We start from the raw sequence: 22,836 nt of genomic DNA, 5'->3' as shown, positions 1-22,836 counted from the left end.
ACCGCCCGTGGCGGCGACGGTGCGAGTCACCGCGCCTTCGCCGCCACGTAGCGGTCGACGCTCGCCGGCGAGAGGACTTCCCGAGCGACCATGATCGCGGCGCCCAACACAGCCGCGCGATCACCCGCCTGCGATTGCACGATCGCCAGATGCTGGGTCGCGAGGGGGATCGATCGACGATAGACGATCTCTCGGACGCCGGCGAGGAGATGCTCTCCGGCGCGTGCGATGCTGCCACCCAGCACGATGATCGACGGGTTCAGGAGGTTGACGACGGTGGCGAGAACCTCGCCCACATGACGGCCGGCCTGACGCGTCGCTTCGATCGCTGAGGTGTTCCCCGATCGCACGAGGGCGACGACATCCGCGGGGCTGTGGGCATCGAGTCCTTCCGCACGGAGGGCGATCGCCAGGGCGGACCCGCTGGCGAGGGCCTCGAGGTCGCGGTCGTCATCCGGCTCGCGGGTCGATCCGGCACCGCTCGGGACCTGGACGTGCCCCATGTCGCCCGCGGAACCCTGCGCGCCGCGCTGCAGCTGACCACCCGCGATGATGCCGGCACCGATACCGGTGGACACCTTCACGAAGATCAGATCGTCGACCTGTGGCCAGCTCGTCGCCTGCTCGCCGAGAGCGAGGATGTTCACATCGTTGTCGACCAGCACCGGCACGTCGAAAGTCCGCTGCACGTAGGCCGGAACGTCGAATCGGTCCCATCCCGGCATGATCGGCGGATTGGTCGGTCGACCGGTGGAGTGCTCCACCGGTCCGGGCACCCCGATGCCGACGCCGACCAGGGGGAGTCCCTCGTCGCTCGTGGCACTGAGGAGTTCGCCGCCATCGGTGAGAATGGTGTCGAGCAACCTCTCGGGCCCGTCGCCGATGTCGATCGTGCGCGTGCGGGAGTCGAGGATGACCCCGGCCAGATCTGCCACGGCCACCGTGGCGTGCGTCGCGCCGAGGTCCACGGCCAGGACGAGACCGGCACGGGGGTTGAAGGCGACTCGGGCGGGCGGGCGTCCTCCGGTCGATGCCGCCTCGCCGGCGGGACGCAGGAGCCCGGCAGCGAGGAGCGCATCCACGCGCAGGGCGACCGTGGAGCGGGCGAGTCCGGTGAGCGCGGCGAGTTCGGCTTTGGTTCTGGCATGGCCGTCGCGAAGGATCTGGAAGATCTCGCCCGCACCGGAGGAGATCGCCGGAGCCGGCCTCAGAACGTCAACCATGGCGTCAGTAAACCACAGCACTTCGGCCTTTCGGCGATCGGCTTCTGATTTGGATTCTGCGACTTTTGACGATGGGGTAGCAAAAGTTGGAAGCTCTATGTCAGAATCGGCGACATGACAACGGATGTCACTGACACCGGTCTCGGGACGATCCGAACCGGGATCCTCGGCGGAGGGTTCATGGCCCGCGTGCATCGCACCGCGGCCCGCGACGCCGGAGGAGAACTGCGCGCGGTCGCCACCCGATCCGCGGCAGGAGGGCGCGATGCGGCGAACGCCCTCGGCGCGGAGAGGGCGGAGAGCGATGCGGCCGGCGTGCTCGAGGCCACAGACATCGACGTCGTCCACATCTGCACCCCGAACGCCACACATGCCGACCTCGCGCTCCGAGCACTCCACGCCGGGAAGCACGTCGTGTGCGAGAAGCCGCTCGCCACGACCGCGCAGGACGCCAGGATTCTCGCCGAGACCGCTCAGGCTCGGGGTCGAGTGGCCGCTGTGCCCTTCATCTACCGCTACCACCCGATGGTGCGCGAGGCGAGAGCGCGGATCGCCCGCGGTGACGCCGGTGACCTGCTCACCCTCGACTGCTCGTATCTTCAAGACTGGATGCTCCTGCCGAGCGACGACGACTGGCGGGTGCGCTCCGAGTCCGGGGGTGCGTCCCGAGCCTTCGCAGACATCGGCTCGCACCTGTGTGATCTCGTCGAGTTCGTGGCTGGCGAGCGGATCCGCACGCTGAGCGCCCGCACCCGACGCGTGTTCTCCGAGCGATCGGGGCAGACGGTCGACACCGAGGACATCGTCGCCCTTCTCGTCGAGACCGAGTCCGGTGCCCTGGGCACGCTCCTCATCTCGCAGATGGCGGCGGGCCGCAAGAACGCCCTCACCCTCGAACTCCACGGCTCGCAGCAGACCCTCCGCTTCGAGCAGGAACGACCCGAGGAGCTCTGGATCGGCATGCGTGAGGAATCCCGGTCGCTGTTGCGCGACCCCGCGTCATCCGTCGCCGACTCGGCGCGACTCCAGCGGGTCCCCGCCGGCCATGCGATGGGCTATCAGGACGCCTTCAACGGTTTCGTCGCCGACGTCTATGCGGCCATCGCCGGTGCACAGCCCGATGGACTCCCCACATTCGCTGACGGATTCCGGTCGGCGGTGCTGACGGAAGCGGTGCTCGACTCGGCGGCGCAGGGCGGACGATGGGTGGAGGTGACGGCATGATCGCGACCACGACCGACCCCGTGCTGCGGGTGGAGGGTATCCGCAAGTCGTTCTACGGCGTCGAAGTGCTCAGCGGTATCGACTTCGATGTGCGGCCAGGAGAGGTGCACGGTCTCGTCGGCGAGAACGGTGCGGGGAAGTCGACCCTCATGAAGATCATCGCGGGTGTGCAGCCGGCCGATGAGGGGACGATCTCGTATCGCGGAGAAGAGGTGTACCACGCGCACCCCCGACAGGCGATGGATGCCGGCATCGTGACGGTCTTCCAGGAATTCACCCTCTTGCCCGAGCGCACCGTCGCGCAGAACGTCTATCTCGGGCGCGAGCCCCGCCGCGGCGGCTTCGTCGACCAGCGGGAGATGCACACGCGGACCGAAGCCCTGCTGACCGACCTGGGCGTCTCGTTCATCGAGCCGTCCGCGCGTGTCGGTTCCCTCACCGTCGCCGAACAGCAGATCGTCGAGATCGTCAAGGCGCTCTCCTTCGACGCCCGGGTCATCTCGATGGATGAACCGACCGCCGCGCTGAGCGACCGCGAAGTCGAGCTGTTGTACGCGATCATCCGCCGGCTCACCTCCCGTGGGGTCGCCGTGATCTATGTGTCGCACCGGCTCAAGGAGATCTTCGATCTCTGCGACCGCATCACGATCCTCAAGGACGGTGCTCTCGTCTCGACCGACGACACCGCGGCGCTCACGACCGATGAACTCGTCCGGCGCATGGTTGGGCGGTCGATCCAGTCGTACTTCCCCGATGCGCTCGAGGGAACGGTCGTGAGCCGGCCACGGCTGGAGTTGGACGGGTGCGGCAACGCCTACGTCGACGGGGTGTCGCTCACGCTGCGTGCCGGGGAGATCGTCGGCATCGCCGGTCTCCAGGGGTCCGGTCGCACCGAACTCGTGGAAGGGATCTTCGGCATCCAGGCGTTCACCCGGGGCTCGATGCGGATCGACGGGAAACCGGCACGCATCACCGGTGCGCGGGCTGCGGTCCGCGCCGGACTCGCCCTCGTGTCCGAGGATCGCAAGGCGCAGGGGCTCGCGCTCGGCCAATCGGTCCTCGACAACGCCCTTCTGGTCGTGCGCAGCGTCTTCGCGGGCCGGACGACGGCGTCCCGTCGCGAGGTGCCCGGCGTCCTCACCTCGCTCGAAGTCAGCTCTCGGGGCGTCGATCAGGAAGTGCGCTTCCTCTCGGGCGGCAACCAGCAGAAGGTCGTGCTGGCGAAGTGGCTGCTCACCCAACCGCAGATCGTCCTCTTCGACGAACCGACCCGCGGCATCGATGTGGGGGCGAAATACGCCGTGTACCAGCTCATGCGCGAACTCGCAGCGCAGGGGAAGGCCGTGCTGATGGTGTCGAGCGAACTGCCGGAGGTCATCGGGATGAGCGATCGGATCCTCGTGATGCACGACGGCGAGCTCGTCGCCGAACTCCCTGCGGGCTCTGCGGAGCACGAGATCCTCGGGGCGGCGACGGGTGCGAGTGATTCCGACAACGCAGGGGACGGGGGTACGCGATGAAGCGTCTGCGGGTCGACTCGACCGTCATCGTCCTCGCCATTCTCCTGCTCGTGCTCATCGTCGGGGCGATCCTCGTCGCGACGGTGGGGCGAAACTTCTTCAGTCCCGGCAACATCCGGGACATCCTGACCGGGATGAGCGTCCTCGGGCTCGTGGCCATCGGGCAGACGCTGGTCGTGATCGGTGCATCGCTCGATCTCTCCATCACCTACGTGATCAGCCTGTCGAGCCTGCTGGCGGCCACGACGATGAACGGCAACCCGGGGAACATCCCTCTCGCCGTGGTCGTCACGCTCCTCGTGTGCGCCGGCATCGGGCTCGCGAACGGTCTCATCGTCACCGTCCTCAAGGTGAACGGCTTCATCGCCACTCTCGGCGTCGGTCTCATCCTGCAGGGCATCCTGAACACGAACTTCGAGGGCTCGGCAGGCGACGTCCCGTGGGCCTTCCAGCTCATCGGCGCCACCGGACTCGGCCCGATCCCGGTTTCGACGCTCATCATGATCGCGTTGGCCGTGGTGGTGTGGATCCTGCTCAATCGCACCCGCACCGGCGCCCACCTCTTCGCCGTCGGCGGCGACCCCGAGATCGCCCGACTTTCGGGAGTCCGCACGCGGATGCCGCTCATCTGGGCCCACGTCCTGTGCTCGGTCTTCGCGGGACTCGCGGGTCTGCTCCTCGCCAGCCGGCTCGGCGTCGGCAGCCCCACGGTGGGCCAGCAGGGTGGCTACGCGCTCCTCTCGATCGCGGCGGTCGTCCTCGGCGGCACGCTCCTGCTCGGCGGGCGCGGCTCGGTCTGGGGCACGATCGGCGGCGTCGCGATCCTGGCCGTCGTCGACAACGTGATGAGCGTGATGCAGGTCAATCCGTTCTTCAAGGATGTCGTCCGCGGCATCGTGATCGTGGCCGCCGTCGCCGTGTACAGCCGTCGTTCGATCATCCGACGGCGCCCGCGATTCGGCGCCGGTGGTACACGGACCGGCGGTGATGACGCCGCGAAGGCTGCGGACGCGGAGATGGCCGCGGCCGCATCGCAGCTCGTCGAGACCACTCCCGATGCCGGCTCCGCGTCGCAAGGAGGGCGCGCATGAACACGCTGCGCACACTCGTCAGCCCCCGTGGGGCGGTGTTCCTGCTGTTGGCGATCCTGCTCGTGGCGGTCACGATTCTCAACCCGAGCTTCGCCGAACCGGGACAGTTCATGCGGTTCCTTCAGCGGGTCGCACCGATCGCCATCGTCGCGATCGGCCAGTACTTCGTGATCATCGCCGGCGAGTTCGATCTGTCGCAGGGATCGCTCATTACGGCACAGGTCATCATCGCCGGGAATCTGGTCGGGCAGGACGACGCCCGCACGATTCCGGTGCTGCTGCTCATGATCGTGTTCGCTGTGGCCGTCGGGCTCGTCAACGGACTGATCACCACCCGGCTCAAGGTGCCTTCGTTCATCGTCACCCTCGGAATGATGCTCGCCCTCCTCGGCGGGGTCATGTGGTGGACGGGAGGCGCGGCCACGGGCAATCCTGCCGACAGCTTCCGGGAGATCGGTCGTGGCGGGATCCGCGACGTGCCGTTCCTCGATTTCATCCCGTGGGCGGTGCTGCTGCTGATCGTCTGGTTGGCGCTGGGCATCTGGATCACGAAGCGTCCGCTGGGAAAGACGCTCATCGCCGTCGGCGACAACTCGGTCGCGGTCGACTACGCCGGAGCGCGTCGGGCCTGGGCGACGACGCGTGCCTTCATCATCTCGTCGCTGTCGGCATCGCTGTCGGCGGTACTCCTCGTCGGCTACGCAGGTGTGCACCCGTCGGTCGGTCGCGGCTACGAATTCACGGCGATCACGGCGGTCGTGCTCGGCGGAGTGGTCCTCGGCGGCGGTCGCGGCTGGATCGTCGGTGCGGTCGCCGGAGCTTTCGCCCTCGAGGCCCTGTTCATGCTGCTCAACATCGCAGGGGTCCCGTCCACGCTCCGTGACGCAGTCCAGGGCGTCATCATCATCGCCGCCGTCGCCTACTCCGCCGTCGCGTTCCGTGCCCGCCGGCGACGAAGTCCGCAGTCTTCCGATGTCCCTCCCGCAGAACCCCTTTCCACCAGCACCATCCACACAGAAACCAGAGGAGATTAGCAATGCGACGATCAATGAAGATCGCCACCGCAGGGGTGGCTCTCTTCGGCCTCATCGCGCTCGCCGGGTGCACGACCGACCCGTCCGTGGCGCCGGCCGACTCGGAGAACCCTGATGCGGCAGCGGAGACGACGGAGTGGTTCGATCAGGAGCTCTTCGACAAGCAGGACGAGGAGCGCGGCGTCGATCCGCAGGGTCCCGCCGACGAACCCTATCTGCAGTACATCAACGCAGAGATGGTCGACACCTCCGAGTTCGCCGCCGAGGGGGCCAAGAAGGCCTGCTTCGCCAACGCGTCGATCTCGAACCCGTGGCGCCAGACCGGCTGGATCACGATGAACGAACAGCTGAAGGCGCTGCAGGCCGACGGAGCGATCAGCGAGATGGAGACGCGCGACGCGCAGGACTCCGATGACACGCAGATCGCCGACATCGACTACTTCATCTCCGAGGGCAACTGCGACGTGTTCCTGATCTCGCCCAACAGCACGGCGGCCATGACCCCGGCCGTGGAGCGGGCGTGTGAGACGGGCAAGCCCGTCGTGGTCTTCGACCGCGGCGTCAACACCGACTGCCCTGTCACCTTCATCCACCCGATCGGCGGTTTCGCCTGGGGTATCGACACCGCCGAGTTCCTGATCGACAACCTCGAAGAGGGCGACAAGGTCGTGGCACTGCGCATCCTCCCGGGCGTGGATGTGCTCGAGCACCGCTGGGCTGGAGCGAAGAAGCTGTTCGACGAGGCGGGGATCGACGCCGTGGACCACTTCACGGGCGCGGACCCGGCTGAGATCAAGAGCATCATCAGTGACGAGCTGGCCAAGGGAGACGTCGACGGCATCTGGATGGACGCCGGTGACGGAGCGGTCGCGGCCATCGAGGCGTTCGAAGATGCCGGTGCGGACTACCCCGTCATGACGGGTGAGGACGAGATGAGCTTCCTGCGCAAGTGGAAGGACACGGGTCTCACGGGCTTGGCCCCGGTGTACTCGAACTTCCAGTGGCGTACCCCGCTCCTCGCCGCGCAGAAGATCTTCGCCGGTGAAGAGGTCCCGAAGGAGTGGGTGCTCCCGCAGAAGCCGATCACGGCGCCCGAGCTCGACGACTACCTCGAAGCCAACGAGGGCATGCCCGACGGCCACTACGCCAAGTTCGGCGGGGAGAACCTTCCCGGCTACCCCACCGTCTGGCAGGAACGGCAGATCCCGTAACCGATGTGCTCTCCCGCCCTTCCGCTCCGCACCCGCGGAATGGGAGGGTGGGAGAGCACGGTCATGAGCAAGAGGACAACGATGCCCCGCACGATCGCCGTCAACACCTGGGTGTGGACGTCTCCGCTGACGGATGCGACTCTCGGACCACTCGCCCGCAAAGCCGCGAACCTCGGCTATGACGCTCTGGAGCTGCCGCTCGAGAACGTCGGCGATTGGGACCCTGAGCGGACTCGCGATGTGCTCGACGCGTGGGGACTCGGTGCGATCGTGGTCGGCGCAATGGGGCCCGGTCGCTCGCTGGTCGCCCGCGTCGGCGATGTCGGGGCCACTCAGGACTATCTTCGTGCGTGTATCGCGGCGGCGACGACGGTCGGCGCCGACGTGGTGGCCGGACCGTTCTACGCGCCGACCGGAGTCGCCTGGCGGATGGACGCCGATGAGCGCCGCGCGGTGGTCGCCGAGGTGCGCGAGAACCTCGCGGTGGTCGCTGACGAGGCATCCGACAGGGGAGTGACGCTGGCCGTCGAACCTCTGAACCGCTACGAGACGAGTGTGCTCAACACGGTCGAGCAGAGCCTCGACGCGCTCAGCCCGCTCCTCGGCGCCGGTGTCGGTCTCGCGCTCGACACCTACCATCTCCACATCGAGGAGAAGCAGCCGGCCGATGCGATCCGCGCTGCGGGGTCGGCGATCGCGCACGTGCAGGTCTGCGGCACCGACCGCGGCGCCGTCGGTGACGACCACGCCGACTGGCCGGGCATTCTTCAGGCGCTCGACGACGCCGACTATCGAGGTCCGCTCGGACTGGAGAGCTTCACCGGCGAGAACGCCACGATCGCGGTCGCCGCCTCCGTCTGGCGCCCACTCGCCCCGAGCCAGGACGAACTCGCTTCCCGCAGTATCGCCGCCCTCCGAGCCTTCGGAGCCTGACCACCGAAACGCGACACGCCCGCAACGATACGAAGGAGTATCCATGACGAGCCACCCGGTCACCCTGTTCACCGGCCAATGGGCTGATCTGCCCTTCGAGGAGGTCGCGCGTCTCGCGGCGGGATGGGGCTACGACGGTCTCGAGGTCGCCGCCTCCGGGGACCACCTCGATCTGCGCCGAGCCGACGAGGACGACGCCTACCTGGCCTCGCGCAAGGAGATCCTCGATCGCCACGGACTCGAGGTCTTCGCGATCTCGAATCATCTCGCCGGACAGGCGGTGTGCGATGCGCCGATCGACTTCCGTCACCAGGCGATCCTGCGCGATCACGTGTGGGGCGACGGCGATGCGGAGGGGGTGCGGCAACGCGCTGCCGAGGACATGAAGCGCGCGGCCCGCGTCGCACGCAAGCTCGGCGTCGATACGGTGGTCGGGTTCACCGGCTCATCGATCTGGCCCTACGTGGCGATGTTCCCGCCGGTGCCGGCATCCGTGATCGAGAGTGGATTCGAGGATTTCGCGCAACGGTGGAATCCGATCCTCGACGTCTTCGACGGTGAGGGCGTGCGGTTCGCGCACGAGGTGCACCCCGGGGAGATCGCCTACGACTACTGGTCGAGTGTGCGTGCTCTCGAGGCGATCGATCACCGTGAGGCGTTCGGATTCAACTGGGATCCGTCGCACATGATGTGGCAGAACGTCGATCCGGTCGGGTTCATCGTCGACTTCGCGGACCGCATCTACCATGTGGACTGCAAGGACACCCGGATGAGACCGCACAACGGTCGGGCCGGGGTGCTCGGCTCGCATCTCCCGTGGGGAGACCCGCGACGGGGATGGGACTTCGTCTCCACCGGGCATGGGGATGTGCCCTGGGAGGACGCCTTCCGCGCCCTCGACGCCATCGGTTACGGAGGTCCGATCTCGATCGAGTGGGAGGACGCCGGAATGGATCGTCTGCACGGAGCGGCCGAAGCGCTCGGCTTCGTGCGCTCCCTGCTGTGGCCGCCTCCTGCGGCGTCTTTCGACGCGGCGTTTCGCAACCAGTGACGAACCCGACGGAGCCCGCGCGCTGTCAGACGGCGGGCTCGCGGAGGCGGACCAGACGCTCGTGTCCGGTCTCCTCCAGCTCGGCGATGTCGTCTCGCGACTTCAGGAAGTCGGAGAAGGACCGGTAGCCGAGCGCCTTCTCGCTGAACGACGGGTCCATGCGGCGCATATGCGTCTTCACTGCGGAGCTGTGCAGCCATTCGTCGGCGTCCGCCTTGTCGTGACCGAGGCGGAGGGCGCGCTCGAGCAGTTGCGTCGCCTCGCCCTGCTCATCGATCTTCGTCGGAGCAGGGGCGGCCGCCTTGGACTTGGCCCGGCGCGGGGTCTTGGCCTTGGCCGTATCGGTGCTCGCCTCGGCGGTGTCGGCGGCATCGGCGGTGGCCTCGACCACGGCTTCTGCCTTCGCCGCGACAGGCGGGGGAGTGGTCTTGACGGGGCGCACGACTCCGGGCAGCGAGTCGTAGGACTCGAACTCGTCGCAGGCCGCCGCGAGCGACTTCGCGGTCGAGCCCGACACCCCGACCCCGATCACGTAGCGACCGAGCCGCTTGCAGCGCTGCGCGAGCGGCACGTAGTCGCTGTCACCCGCCACGATCACGACGTGCGTGAGGTCGGGCAGCCGGAACATGTCTTCGACCGCATCGACGGCGAGCCGGATGTCGGCGCCGTTCTTGGCGTAGGCGGCGGCAGGGAAGAGCTGCACGAGGTCGACCGCGCGTGCCACGAGCTGAGAGCGGTATTCGGCGTTCACCGGCGACGACCAGTCGGCGTATGCGCGCGTCAACACCAGGGTGCCGAAAGACGCGGCGTAGTCGATGATCGCCCCGACCTCGATCATCGCGCGGCCGAGACGGTCGACGACCTCCGGATCGTTCGGGTTCTCGGTGATGCGCTGCCGGTCCTTGCCATAGGCGTTGCGCCCGTGCACGCGGTCGTACCAGGAGATGACGATGTTGTCGAAGTCGAGATAGACGGCGACGCGGGCATCGGTGGTCTCGGCCATGATCAGGCCTCCTCAGGGGGGTAGCGGACGCCGATCTGCGCACGGATCTCGTCGAGCGCGCCCATGATCGCGACGCTCTCGGCGATCGGCAGGATGTCGCCTTCGAGGATCCCGTCGCGCACCAGGCGCTCGGCGGCATGAGCCTGATACTGCATGCCGCGGCCCGTGACCGAGGAGACGTACTCTTCCTGCACGGTGCCGTCCGGGAGGATCACGCGGAACGTGGTCGGGCTGTACCAGACCGTGTCGATGTCGATGCGGGCTGCGGTGCCGAGGATGCTCGCCACGTTGGGGCCTGCCGCCCGGGACGACGAGAGGCTGGTGGAGACCGCGCCGCCCTCATGCGTCATCACGGTCGCGACCTCGGAATCGGCGCCCGTGTCGATGAGCCTGCCCACGGCGCGGATGCTGGTCGGAGCGCCGAGGATGTCCCAGATGAAGGAGATCGGATAGATGCCGAGATCGAGCAGGGCACCGCCGCCGAGCTCGAGGGCGTTGAGCCGGTGCGCCGGGTCGGTGGGCAACAGCTGTGTGTGATCCGCGCTGACCGCGCGGATGTCGCCCAGGGCGCCCTCGGCGATGAGCTCGCGGATGCGCACCATGTGCGGCAGATAGCGCGTCCACATGGCCTCCATGACGAGCAGTCCCCGCTCGGCCGCGAGCGCCTGCAGATCCTCGGCCTCGGCGCGGTTCAGGGTGAACGCCTTCTCGACCAGCACGTGCTTGCCGGCCTCGAGTGCGAGCCGGGCGTTCTCGTGGTGCATCGGGTGCGGCGTCGAGACGTAGACGATGTCGACGTCGGGGTCGGCGACGAGAGCGTCGTACGAGGGGTGGGCGTGGAGGATGTCGAAGCGCGAGGCGAAGGCGTCAGCCGACTCCTGCGAGCGGGATCCGACGGCCACGAGGTCGAGCCCCGCGGTTCGCAGATCGGACGCGAATGCGCCGGCGATACCGCCGGTCGCGAGGATTCCCCACCGAAGACCTGTCATGGTCTCAGCGTACGGGGTGCCGCGGACGCGACGCCGCATTCTTCACGGGCATGCGCCCCGATCGACAGAGGCCCGCCTACGGCACCAGGATGATCTTTCCGGAGGCGGCGCCGGACTCCAGGAGCTCATGGGCCCGCACCGCCTCGGCAAGCGGCAACTGCGGCCCGAGCTCGACCGTGAAGTCCCCGGTCTCCAGGAGCGCGATCGTCTGAGGCAGCGCTTCGGCGCGCCATGCGAGCTCCTGGTCGGTAAGCGGCACCGGTGAGCCGCCGGAGAAGGCGCGGATGCCGAACGACGCGGCATCCGGTCCTCGAACGATCGTCGCGATACGGTCGCGGTCGGACACCAACGCGAGGGACGTCTCGATCGCCTCGTCGGTGCCGGCACAGTCGAGCACCACCGTGACGGCGGCGGGGGCGGTGTCGCGGATCCGGTCGATCAGCCCGTCGCCGTAGGCCACGGGGAGGGCGCCGAGGTCGCGCAGCTGGTCGTGGCGGGCGGGGCTTCCGGTCGCGATCACGGTCGCGCCCCAGGCGACGGCGAACTGCACGGCGGCCTGCCCGACCGCACCGGAGCCTCCGTGCACGAGAAGCACGTCGCCGGCGCCGACGTCGAGCGAGCGGAGGGCCTGGTAGGCGGTGCCTGCCGGAATGCCGATCGCGGCGCCCTCGGCCATCGTGACCGCGTCCGGAAGAGGGGCGAGGTTCTCCGCGGGGACGGCGAGCGCGGAGGCGTACGTGCCGTGCCCGTCTCGGATCGCCACCCGGTCGCCGACCCGGAGATCGTCGACGCCTTCGCCGAGCACCTCGATCACCCCGGCGCCGTCGAAGCCGACCGGACGTGGCTCGGTGATCGGCGCAGAGGGCCGCTTGCCGCCGCGGAGCTTCGCGTCGATCGGATTCACACCCGCCGCCTCGATCCGCACGACGACCTCACCGCGGGCAGCGACCGGGTCGGGGATCTCGATCAGGTGCAGGACGTCCGGGGAGCCGATTTCGGTGTACACGATCGCGCGAGCCATGAGTTCAGGCTACCCGCGACCTTCACGGAGAGCGCCTCCCGGCCTCCCGGCCTCCCGGTCTTCGAACCACGTGAGATGAAGGAGATCACGTGGTTCGACGGAGCCTCTGCCTGAATCGGTCCTTCGGAACAGGAGATCTCCTTCACATCGCGTGCGCAGGACGGGGCGATACACCCGCGCCGGGCCGCGCCAGGCGCCCGTGCTCGCGGGTCAGCGACCCGAGAGCGCCTTCATGATGCGCTGCGGCGACACCGGCTGCGCGGTACCCAGGCGCTGCGCGAACACACTCACGCGGTACTCCTCCAGCAGCCAGCGCACCTCGACGAGCGAAGGCGTCGCGTCGCGGCGGAGGGGGATCGTGCCGCCGGCGTCCTCGAACGCGTTCGCCATGCGCTCGTACTCGGTCATGCGGGCGCGGTCCTTCCCCGGCTCGCTGGCGAGGGTCTTCAGGCGGTCGAGCATCCCCTCCAGGTAGCGGGGGAACTGTGCGAGACGGTCGACGCCGGCGGCGGAGACGAAACCGGCATGCAGAAGGCCGCTCAGCTGGGTGCGGATGTCGTTGAGCGGTCCGAGCAGCGCGAGCGAATTCTGGGACTTGATGCCGCGTTCGACGTCGCGGGATCGGGTGAGGATGCGCGCGACCAGCGAGACGCACGCGAAGAGATCATCGACGAGCGTGGCCGAGACCGCGTCGCGCACCATCGCGAAGTCCGCCTCGTTGCGCACGATCCCGTCCGGCACGACACGCTCGATCGCCTTGCGGGCGACGGCCGCCCGGCAGTCCTCGATGAGGCCGGCGGCGGACGGGTACGGCGAGGCGGCGAGTGCCAGCTTCTCCTGACTCGTGAGGTGCTCCTGCACATACGAGGAGGGTGAGGGCACACCGAGCAGTACCAGGCGCAGCACGCCGTCGCGGGTGGAGGCGGCAGCGGCCTCCGGGGTCGACTCGACCCGCACCGACACGCTCTTGCCCTGGTCCACGATGGCGGGATAGGCGCGCACGACACCGCCGGCGACCCGGGTGTCGAGCACCTCGGGCAGGTCTCCGAAGGTCCACCCCGTGAGTCCGGTCTGCTCAACCGGAGCCGCGGCGACGCGTTCGGGTCCGCGACCTCCACCGGAGCTCCCGGATCGGGGAGGGGCGGCGATCGAACGGGCGACGCTGCTGCGCGCACGGTCGGAGAGTCGCGTCTGCAGCGCCCGCAGATCGCGGCCGGAGCCGACGATCCTCCCGCGCTCGTCCACGGCGCGGAAGTTCATGCGCAGGTGCGGAGGGACCCGCTCGTCGTCGAAGTCGGTCGCGGACACAAGCTGGTTCGCGAGCGGCTGGATCCGTCGGGCGAGCGCTTCCTTGAGCGTGCGCGGAGGGAGTCCGCCGTGCGACTCCGGGCCTTCCTCGATGAGCTCGGCGCCGAACTTCTCGGCCCAGTCGGCGGCGGGGACGACATGGCGCCGGATCGTCTTGGGGAGCGCGCGCAGCAGCCCCGTCACGAGTTCGGCGCGCAGCCCCGGAACCTGCCAGTCGAAGCCGCGGTCCTCGATCTGTGCGAGCAGCGGCAACGGAACGACCACGCTGACGCCATCGTCGTCGGCGCCCGGCTCGAACCGGTACGCGAGACCGAGCACCTGGTCGCCCTGCGTCCACCGCGTCGGGAACTCGCGCTGATCCGCGCGTTCCTCGTCGTCTATCAGGTCGCTCTCGCGCATCACGAGCAGCTTCGGCGTGGTAGCCATGGCATCGCGCCACCAGCTCTCGAAGGAGCGCACATCGAACACCTCGGCGGGGATGCGTTCGTCGTAGAACCGGAACACGGCCTCGTCGCCGGCGAGGATGTCGCGACGGCGCTCACGCTCCTCGAGCTTCTCGAGGCGTTTGCGCAGTTCGGCGTTGCTGCGCCAGAACGCACTCACCCGCTTGTCGATGCGCGTCGGATCCCACTCGCCCTCGACGAGCGCATGCCGTACGAAGAGTTCGCGCGACGCCGCCCGGTCGATGCGCGCGAACTGCACGCGCCGTCGCGGGATGATCTCGAGCCCGAACAGCGTCACCTTCTCGAAGGCGACCGCGGCCCCGGCATCCTTCGACCAGTGGGGCTCGGTGACCTGCCGCTTGGCGAGGTCGCCCGCCAGGGGTTCGGCCCAGGCCGGGTCGATCGCGGCGACCGTGCGGGCGAACGTGCGCGAGGTCTCGACGATCTCGGCGGCGATCACCGCGCGAGGACTCTTCTTGCGCAGCCCTGACCCGGGAAAGACCGAGAAGCGGATGCCGCGGGCGCCCCGATACTCCGCGATGCGGCGGCCTTTCGGCTCCTTCGCGGGGGAGCGCGACTTGCCGGCGGGTGCCGTGCGTTCGTCCAGGATGCCGATCTGCGAGAGCAGGCCGGACAGCAGGGCGCGATGGATGGCGTCGGGGTCGCTCGTCCCGGTCTCGTCGCGCGGGCGGTCGGGGGTCTTCACGAGGGTGCGGAGTTGACGGTGCACGTCGAACCACTCCCGCACCCGCACGTAGTTGAGGTGCTCGGAGCGGCAGAGTCGGCGGAACGCACTCGAGCCGAGCTCGCGCTGCTGCTCGCGCAGGTGATTCCACAAGTTCAGCAAGGTCAGGAAGTCGCTCGTCGGGTCGACGAAGCGTGCGTGCTGACGGTCGGCCTCCTCGCGGCGCTCCTCCGGCCGCTCGCGCACGTCCTGGATCGTCATTCCTGAGACGATCGCGAGCACGTCGCGAGTGACCGAGCCGCCCGATCCCGTGCGTCCCGCCTCGATCAGCATCCGCGCGAACCGCGGGTCGATCGGCATGCGCGAGATCTCACGCCCCGTGCGCGTGAGGTGCGGGGAGCCGTCACGGCGGGAGGGCTCGACTGCGCCGAGCTCGGTGAGCAGGTCGAATGCCGCCTTCACACCGCGGGAGTCGGGCGGGGTCAGGAACGGGAAGGCGCTGATGTCGCCGAAGCCGAGCGAGAGCATCTGCAGGATGACCGATGCGAGTGACGTCCGCAGGATCTCGGGCTCGGTGAATTCCGGCCTCCGGTCGAAGTCCTCCTCCGAGTAGAGGCGGATCGCGATGCCGTCACTGGTGCGGCCCGCGCGGCCCGAGCGCTGGTTCGCCGAGGCCTGCGAGATCGCCTCGATCGGCAGGCGCTGCACCTTGGATCGGTTGCTGTAGCGCGAGATCCGGGCGGTGCCGGTATCGATCACGTACTTGATGCCGGGAACGGTGAGACTCGTCTCGGCGACGTTGGTCGCGAGGATCACCCGGCGGCGCACGCCAGGCACCCGACTGCGCTCGAACACCCGGTGCTGATCTGCGGCGGAGAGGCGTCCGAACAGCGGAAGCACCTCCGTGGGGGCGCGGTCGTTCGCGTAGGCGCCGCGAACGGCGTCGGCCGCGTCGCGGATCTCGGCTTCGCCGGGCAGGAACACGAGCACGTCGCCCGGCGCCTCCCGGTCGAGCTCGCGCAGCGCCGAGACGATCGCCGACACCTCGTCCTCCGGGTCGCCGGCCTGATCGTCGTCGTCGGGGTCCTCCGACGGTCCGCGGTAGCGGATCTCCACGGGATAGGTGCGCCCGGACACCTCGATGATCGGAGCCGGGGTGCCGTCGGCCACCGCGAAGTGCTTCGCGAAGCTCTCCGGATCGATCGTCGCCGAGGTGATGACCACCTTGAGGTCGGGGCGCTCGGGGAGGATGCGTGAGAGGTAGCCGAGGAGGAAATCGACGTTGAGGGAGCGCTCGTGCGCCTCGTCGATGATGATCGTGTCGTAGCGCGTGAGCAGTCGGTCGCGGTGGATCTCGTTGAGGAGGATGCCGTCGGTCATCAGTGCGATGCGGGTGGCATCGGAGACCTTGTCGGTGAAACGCACCTTGTAGCCGACCAGGGTGCCGAGCTCGACCTGGAGCTCTTCGGCGACACGCTCTGCGATGGTGCGGGCCGCGAGGCGGCGTGGCTGCGTGTGGGCGATGCGCTCCCGCCCGAGTTCGAGGGCGATCTTCGGTAGCTGGGTCGTCTTGCCGGATCCGGTGGCACCCGCGACGATCACGACCTGGTGGTCGCGGATGGCGTCGGCGATCTCGGCCCTGGCTGCGCTGACGGGCAGCTCCGGCGGGTAGGAGATCACAGGGGAGGACATAGCCCTCCATCGTATGACGGGTTCGGCCCCCTACGATCAACGGGTGATCAACGCACTGCCTCCCGTCCGGTGGTTCCGCGAGTTCGGGCGACCTCCGCGCATCCTCGGCCTCGATGTCGCCCGGGCCCTGGCCATCCTCGGCATGGTCGGAGCGCACATCGGCGAGACCGATTCGTTCGACTGGTTCGAACCGTCGACGTGGACCTCTCTGGTGAACGGGCGTTCGTCGATCCTGTTCGCGGTGCTCGCCGGAGTCTCGATCGCGCTGATGACCGGGCGCAGCACGCTGCCTGAGCGCGAGCGGATCCCCGGCATCCGACTGAATCTCATCGGCCGGGGTGCGGTGATCTTCGTGATCGGCCTGGCGCTGGAGATGCTGAACACCCCGATCGCGATCATCCTCACCCTTTATGGGCTCCTGTACGTCGCGGTGATCCCGTTCCTGCGCTGGCGGCCCTGGCAGTTGCTGACCGGAGCGGTCGTGCTCGCGCTCCTCGGGCCCGCGCTGCTCGCGTTCCTGAACGCGGTGATGCTGCACCCCTTCGGGTCGGGCATCGGCTTCGTGCTGTACGGCACCTATCCGATCACGGTCTGGCTGGCGTTGGTGCTGGGAGGCATGGCGCTCGGACGCCTCCGGGTGGAGCGGGTGCACACCGCCGTGATCGCGCTCGGCGTCGGGGTCGGTCTGGCCGTGGTCGGGGACGGGCTCGGGGCGATCGGACAGGGCGCCGGCATCGTCGGATCCAGCAGCGGCAGCATCACCGGCTCCGACAGCCTTCTCGGAGCGCCGACCGGATGGGGGGACTATCCGCAGGCGCTCGCCGAGACGGATCCGCTCGGCGCCGTGCTCACGGCGGTGTTCGCGGCCGGGCCGCACAGCGGCGGCACGGCCGAGATCCTCGGCTCCGGAGGCTTCGCGCTCGCGGTCATCGCACTGTGCCTGCTGCTGAGCCGCCCACTGCGCTGGGTGGCACTCCCGCTGGGCGCGCTCGGCTCCATGCCACTGACGGCATACAGCGCGCACGTCCTGTCGATCGTCGTGATCGGGGGGCCCGGAACGTTCTTCTCGAGCAACGCGTTCTGGGCGGCGACGGCGGTCGGACTGCTCCTGGCGACGACCGTCTGGTCGATGTTCCTCGGGCGGGGTCCGCTGGAGCGGCTGGTCGGCCGCGGCGCCGCGGCGATGGCGGCGGTCCCGCGGCGCTGAGCCCCGCAGCGGTCCGAGTGCCGGCGGGGCGAGCCGTCATCGGGCCCGGCGCGCCCCGCCCGCGGTCTCTCAGAAGTGGGTGCCGCCGTCGATGCGCACTTCGGTGCCGGTGATGAAGGCGCCGTCCTCGCTCGCGAGCATCGCGACGACTCCGGCGACCGACTCCGGTCCGGCGAAGCCCTGGCCGATGGCGGGGGAGAGCTTCATGAACAGGCTCATGTCGGCGTCCGCGGGCAGGCCGGGGCCGTTGCTCTGGTTGCTCCGGCCCGAGCCGTCGGTCATGCCCGACGAGATCGAGCCGGGCTGCACCGCGGTGAAGCGGATGCCGTTCTTCGCGTACTCGGCAGCGAGGGCGTGGGTCAGCGACTGCACCCCGCCCTTGCTGGCCGCGTAGGCGGCCATGTACGGGTGCGCGAAACCGGCCGAGGTCGAGCTGAAGTTGACCACGGCGGACGCGTTCCCCTCGATCAGCGCGGGGATGGCCTCGCGGATCACCAGGAAAGTGCCGACCAGATTGATACGGATGACCTCCTCGAACTGGTCGAGGGTCGTCTCGTGCGTGTGCGAGGAACGCAGGATGCCGGCGGCGTTCACCAGGACGTCCAGCCCGCCCAGGGCGGTGACGGCCTCGGCGACGCCCGCGACGGCGGACGCCTCGTCGGCGATGTTCATCGTGACGGTCGTGAGGTGGTCGGCGAGCGGGCCGGCCTTGGCCACCGTGTCCTCGAGGCCGGCGGGGCTGACGTCGGCGGCGACGACGCTGCCGCCCTCGCGGAGCATGCGCAGCACCGTGGCCTGCCCGATGCCCGATCCTCCGCCGGTGACGAGCGCCCGACGTCCTTCGTAGCGGTTCATGATCTTCCCTTCTGGTGGTGTCGTGTTGTCGACGATCTCTGGGCAGACTATGCCTAGATGGCACGATGTGCCAAAGAGTCTCAACCTGTCAAGGGTTCGAGGCATTCCCGTACGCTGTGACTGTGGAGACCTCGACCCTCACCGAACGTCGCAAGGCCGCGACCGAACGCGACATCGCATCGGCCGCCGCAGGGCTGTTCGCCGAGCAGAGCGTCGCCGGAGTCACCGCCGAGCAGATCGCCGCTCGCGCCGGCGTCTCGGTCCGCACCTTCTACCGGTACTTCGCCCGCAAGGAAGATGCGATCACGCCGATCCTCACGATCGGCGCGCAGCGATGGCAGGAGGCCCTCGCGCAGGTCGACGCACGGGCGCTGCGGGAACAGGTTCCCGCCGTCATCGAGTCGCAGCTCATCGAGGGCGAAGGGCAGGGGCTCGAACTCGAGACGATGCTCAGTGTGCTGCGCGGGCTCGAGGACGACGCGGCGCTGCGCGACGTGTGGCTGCGCGTGAACGACGACTCCGAGCGGCGGCTCCGCGTGATCCTGCAGGAGCGCGGCGTCGCCGAGTGGGACGCGAGGCTGGCGGCCGCGGTGGCGACGGACGCCGTGCGCGTGGGGCTGGAGCAGTGGGCGGCCGACCCGGAAGGACCTCGTCCTGCGGCGCGCGCCGTCGCGGCGTTCCGGGCGATGTCCGCGTCGCTCCACGGGCTCGACTGACTTCCTTTGTTCATCCGGGCCGCACTGTCCCACACCGGTCCTAGGCTGGGGCGATGAGCATTCCTGCACTCGAACTGAACGACGGCAACTCCATCCCGCAACTAGGCTACGGCGTCTTCAAGGTGCCGCCGGCAGACACCGAGCGTGCGGTGAGCGAGGCGCTCGAAATCGGCTACCGCCACATCGACACCGCGGCGATCTACGGCAATGAAGAGGGCGTGGGCGCCGCCATCGCTTCCTCGGGCATCGCACGCGACGACCTGTTCATCACGACCAAGCTCTGGAACGACCGCCACCACGACGAGGAGCCGCGCGCGGCCATCGGCGAGAGTCTCGAGAAGCTCGGTCTGGAGAAGGTCGATCTGTTCCTCGTGCACTGGCCCACGCCGGCCAAGGACGACTACGTGCACGCGTTCGCGAAGCTGGTCGAGCTGCGCGACGCGGGCCTCACCCGCAGCATCGGCGTCTCGAACTTCCTCGTGCCCCACCTGGAGCGCACGGTGAAGGAGACGGGCGTGGTTCCCGCAGTGAACCAGATCGAGCTGCACCCGGCCTACCAGCAGCGCGACGTGGTCGCCTGGGCCGACGCCAACGGCGTGCGCATCGAGGCATGGGGTCCGCTCGGGCAGGGCAAGTACGACCTGTTCGGGACGCCCGCGGTCGCGGATGCCGCCGCGGCGCACGGTGTCACCCCGGCACAGGCCGTGCTGCGCTGGCACCTGCAGAAGGGCATCATCGTGTTCCCGAAGTCGGTGCGCGCCGAGCGCCTGCGCGAGAACCTCGACGTGTTCGGCTTCGAACTGACCGACGCCGAGGTCGCGGCGATCGACGCCCTCGACCCGCTCGACGGCTCAGGCCGCGTGGGGTCGCACCCGGACGAGGTCAACTGACCCCGTGATACCGGGGCTCTCGGGCCCAGATGACGCCCCGTGTCGCCGTGCGCGACAGGGGGCGTCGTCGTGAGTACCGTCGAGGCATGACAGCTCCGTTCCGCGTCGTCGCCGTGTCGGGATCCCTGCACGAGCCCAGCAAGACCACCGCCCTGGTCCGCGCGATCACGGCCGCCGTCGCCGAGCGCGCCGACGTCGAGGCGCAGCTCATCGAGCTGACGCAGATCGGCCCCGGGCTGGCGGGTGCGCTGCACCGTGACCAGCTGGCGCCGGAGATCGAAGCGCAGTTGCAGGCGATCGAATCCGCCGACCTGCTCATCGTGGGCAGCCCCGTCTACCGAGCCTCGTTCACCGGGCTCTTCAAGCACCTGTTCGACTTCGTCGGTCAATACGACCTCGTGGGAAAGCCCGTGCTGCTCGCCGCGACCGGCGGCGGGGAGAAGCACGCCCTGATCATCGAGCACCAGCTGCGGCCGTTGTTCGCGTTCTTCCAGGCGCTCACCCTTCCGCTCGGGGTGTACGCGAGCAATACGGACTTCGACGGCTACGAGATCGCTTCCGACGTGCTGCGCGCCCGCATCGCGCTGGCCGCGGATCGTGCCCTGCCTCTGGTCGGCTACGCGGCCTCCCGTCCGGTGGAGCTGCTGGTCGGCTGAGCGCGTCACCGTCGCGCGGCGTAGCGTGAAGGCATGACCAACCGGCTCGCCGACACCCTCAGCCCGTACCTCCGTGCGCATGCCGACAACCCCGTCGACTGGTATCCGTGGGGCGAGGAAGCGCTCGCGGAGGCGAGGCGACGCGATGTGCCGCTGTTGATCTCGATCGGCTACTCGACCTGTCACTGGTGTCACGTGATGGCACGCGAATCGTTCGCCGACCCGGCGACCGCCGCGCGGATCAACGAGGGCTTCGTCGCGGTCAAGGTCGATCGCGAGGAGCATCCGCAGGTCGACGGTGCCTACATGGCCGCGGCTTCGGCGTTCACCCAGAACCTCGGTTGGCCGCTCACGGTCTTCGCCACCCCGCGCGGGCGCACCTTCTTCGCCGGCACCTACTGGCCGCCGGAGGCTCAGCCGCCGATGCCGGCGTTCCGTGACGTCCTCACCGCGGTCGGGGAGGCCTGGGCGCTGCGGCGGGTGCAGGCCGAGGAGTCGGCGGATGCCGTGACCGATGCGCTCACCCGTGCGGCGGAGGCCACGCCCTCCGAACTCCCGGACGTGGTCGCGATCGCGACGGCTGCGGAGTCGATCGCCCAGCGGGAGGATCAGCAGTTCGGCGGCTTCGGCGGCGCCCCGAAGTTCCCCGTCGCCACCACCTTGCGATTCCTGCAGCATCCGCTCGTGCGGGAGGGTGCTCCGGAGGCGGGGGCGTCAGCGGAGCGCGCGCTCGCCGCGATGACCCGATCGGACCTGCGCGATGCCGACGGCGGGTTCTTCCGCTACGCCACCCAGCGCGACTGGACGGTGCCGCACTACGAGCGGATGCTGACCGACAACGCGCAGCTGCTCGACGTCGCGCGCGACGCGGGGGAGGAGGACGTCGTCCGCGGGATCGCGTCATTCCTGACCGGGGTCCTGCAGCGAGACGGCGGCGGGTTCGGTGCCGCCCAGGATTCGGAGTCGTGGGTCGAGGGCGCTCGCAGCGAGGGCGGATACTACCGGCGTGCGCTGCCCGAACGTGCGGGCCTTGCGCGGCCCGCTGTCGACGGCAAGGTGATCACCGGGTGGAACGGCCTCGCGATCGGTGCGCTCGCCCGGGCCGGGGCGACCTTCGGAGAGCGGAGCTGGATCGATGCAGCCGCGTCCGCCGCCGACGAGGTGCTGCGGGTCAACCGCGATGCCGACGGCGCTCTCGTCCGCGCGTCCTTCGAGGGGCGGGCCTCTGCCGCGGTTGCGACCGCGGCGGATCGTGGCCTTCTCGCCGACGGTCTGTTCTCTCTGGCCCTGGCCACCGGCGAGGCGACCTGGGCGGTGGCGGCCCGCGGGATCCTCGACGACGCACTGGAGGGCACAGCGGGGGAGGATCCGTTGCTGTCGGCCCAAGGGATCGCGACCTCGCCCGACCAGACCGACGGCGACCTGCCCTCGGATGCCGCGGCCGTGGCCGGCGCCGCACTGACCGCCTGGTGGCTGGGAGCGGGGGACCGGTATCGCGCCGCTGCCGTGTCGACGGTGAGCTTGCTGGCCGCGCGGGCGCTGGAGCAGCCCTTCGCCCACGGCACCCTGCTGCGGGTGGCTGCGGGCCTCGCGATCCCGCCGCGCCAACTCGTCGTGGTCACCGGAGCGCGCGACAGTGCGCTCGGCCTCGCCGGCAGGGGTGCGGATGCCGAAGTCGTCGCCGTGGTCGCGCCCGATCAGGCGCGGGCGTTCACGGATGCCGGATTCAGCCTGTTCGAGGGCAAGGACGCGGTGGAGGAACGCGCCTATGACTGCCGCGCGTTCGTGTGCCGGTTGCCCGTGAGCGACCCGGCCGAGGTGTCGATCGGGCGGTGACGGTCAGTTCTGGTTGCGCGGATGCCGGCGGGCGGTGCGCTCGTTGCCGCGGCGGTAGTTCCCGGTCACGCGCGCCATCAGCAGCTGCGCGTCGCCGCTCGCGGCCTGCGCGAGGAACTCCTGGGCCCGTGCGCCGCGCAGTACGGTCGCGGTGACGCCGCGATGGCGGATGACGACGTCGTCACCGCGCACCGCGAACTCGAATCCGGAGGGGCTGCCCATGCGGCGAGCCTAGCGCCCGGTGATTC

Annotated in this window: 19 protein-coding genes; 12 read left to right on the top strand and 7 right to left on the bottom strand. The window is 69.3% G+C overall.

Features of this window, described 5'->3' with window-relative positions; genetic code table 11:
- Positions 1-26: 26 nt before the first annotated feature.
- Entirely contained in the window at positions 27-1,223 is a 1,197-nt protein-coding gene (locus LRQ07_RS12380; protein ID WP_256534786.1) for an ROK family transcriptional regulator, read from the bottom strand.
- Positions 1,224-1,337: 114 nt separating this feature from the next.
- Between LRQ07_RS12380 and LRQ07_RS12375 the strand changes: the two genes are divergently transcribed.
- The 7 genes from LRQ07_RS12375 (at position 1,338) to LRQ07_RS12345 (ending at position 9,287) form a co-directional block, all read left to right on the top strand.
- A complete protein-coding gene (locus LRQ07_RS12375; RefSeq protein WP_131491544.1) occupies positions 1,338-2,447 on the top strand; it encodes a Gfo/Idh/MocA family protein in 1,110 nt (369 codons plus the stop codon).
- Positions 2,444-3,967 (top strand): sugar ABC transporter ATP-binding protein, encoded by a 1,524-nt coding sequence (locus LRQ07_RS12370; RefSeq protein ID WP_256534785.1) that lies wholly within the window; start codon positions 2,444-2,446, stop codon positions 3,965-3,967. The genes LRQ07_RS12375 and LRQ07_RS12370 overlap by 4 nt, the downstream gene beginning before the upstream one ends.
- On the top strand, positions 3,964-5,058 hold the full coding sequence (locus LRQ07_RS12365) for an ABC transporter permease (RefSeq protein ID WP_256534784.1): 1,095 nt from the start codon (positions 3,964-3,966) through the stop codon (positions 5,056-5,058). The genes LRQ07_RS12370 and LRQ07_RS12365 overlap by 4 nt, the downstream gene beginning before the upstream one ends.
- Positions 5,055-6,092, top strand: a complete 1,038-nt coding sequence (locus LRQ07_RS12360) for an ABC transporter permease (protein WP_256534783.1) — start codon at positions 5,055-5,057, stop codon at positions 6,090-6,092. The genes LRQ07_RS12365 and LRQ07_RS12360 overlap by 4 nt, the downstream gene beginning before the upstream one ends.
- 2 nt (positions 6,093-6,094) lie before the next feature.
- The gene (locus LRQ07_RS12355) at positions 6,095-7,303 is read left to right on the top strand and encodes a substrate-binding domain-containing protein (protein WP_256534782.1); all 1,209 of its coding nucleotides are present in this window, start codon (positions 6,095-6,097) and stop codon (positions 7,301-7,303) included.
- 81 nt (positions 7,304-7,384) lie between these two features.
- Complete coding sequence (locus LRQ07_RS12350) at positions 7,385-8,236, top strand: sugar phosphate isomerase/epimerase family protein (protein WP_256534781.1); 852 nt, start codon at positions 7,385-7,387, stop codon at positions 8,234-8,236.
- Between the two features lie 43 nt (positions 8,237-8,279).
- Positions 8,280-9,287: a sugar phosphate isomerase/epimerase family protein gene (locus LRQ07_RS12345; RefSeq protein WP_256534780.1), complete on the top strand. Its 1,008-nt coding sequence runs from the start codon at positions 8,280-8,282 to the stop codon at positions 9,285-9,287.
- Positions 9,288-9,312: 25 nt separating this feature from the next.
- Here LRQ07_RS12345 and LRQ07_RS12340 read toward each other — a convergent pair whose 3' ends face one another.
- The 4 genes from LRQ07_RS12340 to hrpA form a co-directional block, all read right to left on the bottom strand.
- Entirely contained in the window at positions 9,313-10,290 is a 978-nt protein-coding gene (locus LRQ07_RS12340) for an NYN domain-containing protein (protein ID WP_131491551.1), read from the bottom strand.
- 2 nt (positions 10,291-10,292) lie between these two features.
- The gene (locus LRQ07_RS12335; protein WP_256534779.1) at positions 10,293-11,279 is read right to left on the bottom strand and encodes a Gfo/Idh/MocA family protein; all 987 of its coding nucleotides are present in this window, start codon (positions 11,277-11,279) and stop codon (positions 10,293-10,295) included.
- 76 nt (positions 11,280-11,355) lie between these two features.
- Complete coding sequence (locus LRQ07_RS12330) at positions 11,356-12,300, bottom strand: quinone oxidoreductase family protein (RefSeq protein WP_256534778.1); 945 nt, start codon at positions 12,298-12,300, stop codon at positions 11,356-11,358.
- A gap of 210 nt (positions 12,301-12,510) precedes the next feature.
- Positions 12,511-16,428: an ATP-dependent RNA helicase HrpA gene (hrpA, locus tag LRQ07_RS12325; RefSeq protein ID WP_256534777.1), complete on the bottom strand. Its 3,918-nt coding sequence runs from the start codon at positions 16,426-16,428 to the stop codon at positions 12,511-12,513.
- A 43-nt stretch (positions 16,429-16,471) separates the two neighbouring features.
- On the opposite strand from hrpA, the gene LRQ07_RS12320 reads away from it, so the two are divergent.
- Positions 16,472-17,635: a heparan-alpha-glucosaminide N-acetyltransferase domain-containing protein gene (locus LRQ07_RS12320; protein WP_256534776.1), complete on the top strand. Its 1,164-nt coding sequence runs from the start codon at positions 16,472-16,474 to the stop codon at positions 17,633-17,635.
- 69 nt (positions 17,636-17,704) lie between these two features.
- Here LRQ07_RS12320 and LRQ07_RS12315 read toward each other — a convergent pair whose 3' ends face one another.
- Positions 17,705-18,490: an SDR family NAD(P)-dependent oxidoreductase gene (locus LRQ07_RS12315; protein ID WP_256534775.1), complete on the bottom strand. Its 786-nt coding sequence runs from the start codon at positions 18,488-18,490 to the stop codon at positions 17,705-17,707.
- 122 nt (positions 18,491-18,612) lie between these two features.
- Here LRQ07_RS12315 and LRQ07_RS12310 point away from each other — a divergent pair, with 122 nt between their 5' ends.
- The 4 genes from LRQ07_RS12310 (at position 18,613) to LRQ07_RS12295 (ending at position 22,588) form a co-directional block, all read left to right on the top strand.
- Positions 18,613-19,206, top strand: a complete 594-nt coding sequence (locus tag LRQ07_RS12310; RefSeq protein ID WP_232763723.1) for a TetR/AcrR family transcriptional regulator — start codon at positions 18,613-18,615, stop codon at positions 19,204-19,206.
- A gap of 53 nt (positions 19,207-19,259) precedes the next feature.
- A complete protein-coding gene (locus LRQ07_RS12305) occupies positions 19,260-20,096 on the top strand; it encodes an aldo/keto reductase (RefSeq protein WP_256534774.1) in 837 nt (278 codons plus the stop codon).
- A gap of 86 nt (positions 20,097-20,182) precedes the next feature.
- Positions 20,183-20,752: an FMN reductase gene (msuE, locus tag LRQ07_RS12300; protein WP_232763722.1), complete on the top strand. Its 570-nt coding sequence runs from the start codon at positions 20,183-20,185 to the stop codon at positions 20,750-20,752.
- A gap of 33 nt (positions 20,753-20,785) precedes the next feature.
- Positions 20,786-22,588 carry a thioredoxin domain-containing protein gene (locus LRQ07_RS12295; protein WP_256534773.1) on the top strand — a complete coding sequence of 601 codons (1,803 nt, stop codon included), beginning with the start codon at positions 20,786-20,788 and terminating at the stop codon, positions 22,586-22,588.
- A 3-nt stretch (positions 22,589-22,591) separates the two neighbouring features.
- On the opposite strand, the gene LRQ07_RS12290 is transcribed toward LRQ07_RS12295, so the two are convergent.
- Entirely contained in the window at positions 22,592-22,810 is a 219-nt protein-coding gene (locus LRQ07_RS12290; RefSeq protein ID WP_131491560.1) for a hypothetical protein, read from the bottom strand.
- Positions 22,811-22,836 lie beyond the last annotated feature (26 nt).

The organism is Microbacterium sp. J1-1, assembly GCF_024498615.1.
GTDB classification, from domain to species: Bacteria; Actinomycetota; Actinomycetes; order Actinomycetales; family Microbacteriaceae; genus Microbacterium; species Microbacterium aurugineum.
The sequence above is the reverse complement of the archived record's forward strand: the minus strand, read 5'-3'. Positions and strand labels throughout refer to the sequence as shown.

Bases quoted from the DNA above. Each gene is read 5' to 3' on its own strand.
- LRQ07_RS12380 (WP_256534786.1), bottom strand. From the start codon at position 1,223: ATGGTTGACGTTCTGAGGCCGGCTCCGGCGATCTCCTCCGGTGCGGGC.
- LRQ07_RS12375 (WP_131491544.1), top strand. From the start codon at position 1,338: ATGACAACGGATGTCACTGACACCGGTCTCGGGACGATCCGAACCGGG.
- LRQ07_RS12370 (WP_256534785.1), top strand. From the start codon at position 2,444: ATGATCGCGACCACGACCGACCCCGTGCTGCGGGTGGAGGGTATCCGC.
- LRQ07_RS12365 (WP_256534784.1), top strand. From the start codon at position 3,964: ATGAAGCGTCTGCGGGTCGACTCGACCGTCATCGTCCTCGCCATTCTC.
- LRQ07_RS12360 (WP_256534783.1), top strand. From the start codon at position 5,055: ATGAACACGCTGCGCACACTCGTCAGCCCCCGTGGGGCGGTGTTCCTG.
- LRQ07_RS12355 (WP_256534782.1), top strand. From the start codon at position 6,095: ATGCGACGATCAATGAAGATCGCCACCGCAGGGGTGGCTCTCTTCGGC.
- LRQ07_RS12350 (WP_256534781.1), top strand. From the start codon at position 7,385: ATGCCCCGCACGATCGCCGTCAACACCTGGGTGTGGACGTCTCCGCTG.
- LRQ07_RS12345 (WP_256534780.1), top strand. From the start codon at position 8,280: ATGACGAGCCACCCGGTCACCCTGTTCACCGGCCAATGGGCTGATCTG.
- LRQ07_RS12340 (WP_131491551.1), bottom strand. From the start codon at position 10,290: ATGGCCGAGACCACCGATGCCCGCGTCGCCGTCTATCTCGACTTCGAC.
- LRQ07_RS12335 (WP_256534779.1), bottom strand. From the start codon at position 11,279: ATGACAGGTCTTCGGTGGGGAATCCTCGCGACCGGCGGTATCGCCGGC.
- LRQ07_RS12330 (WP_256534778.1), bottom strand. From the start codon at position 12,300: ATGGCTCGCGCGATCGTGTACACCGAAATCGGCTCCCCGGACGTCCTG.
- hrpA (WP_256534777.1), bottom strand. From the start codon at position 16,428: ATGTCCTCCCCTGTGATCTCCTACCCGCCGGAGCTGCCCGTCAGCGCA.
- LRQ07_RS12315 (WP_256534775.1), bottom strand. From the start codon at position 18,490: ATGAACCGCTACGAAGGACGTCGGGCGCTCGTCACCGGCGGAGGATCG.
- LRQ07_RS12305 (WP_256534774.1), top strand. From the start codon at position 19,260: ATGAGCATTCCTGCACTCGAACTGAACGACGGCAACTCCATCCCGCAA.
- msuE (WP_232763722.1), top strand. From the start codon at position 20,183: ATGACAGCTCCGTTCCGCGTCGTCGCCGTGTCGGGATCCCTGCACGAG.
- LRQ07_RS12295 (WP_256534773.1), top strand. From the start codon at position 20,786: ATGACCAACCGGCTCGCCGACACCCTCAGCCCGTACCTCCGTGCGCAT.
- LRQ07_RS12290 (WP_131491560.1), bottom strand. From the start codon at position 22,810: ATGGGCAGCCCCTCCGGATTCGAGTTCGCGGTGCGCGGTGACGACGTC.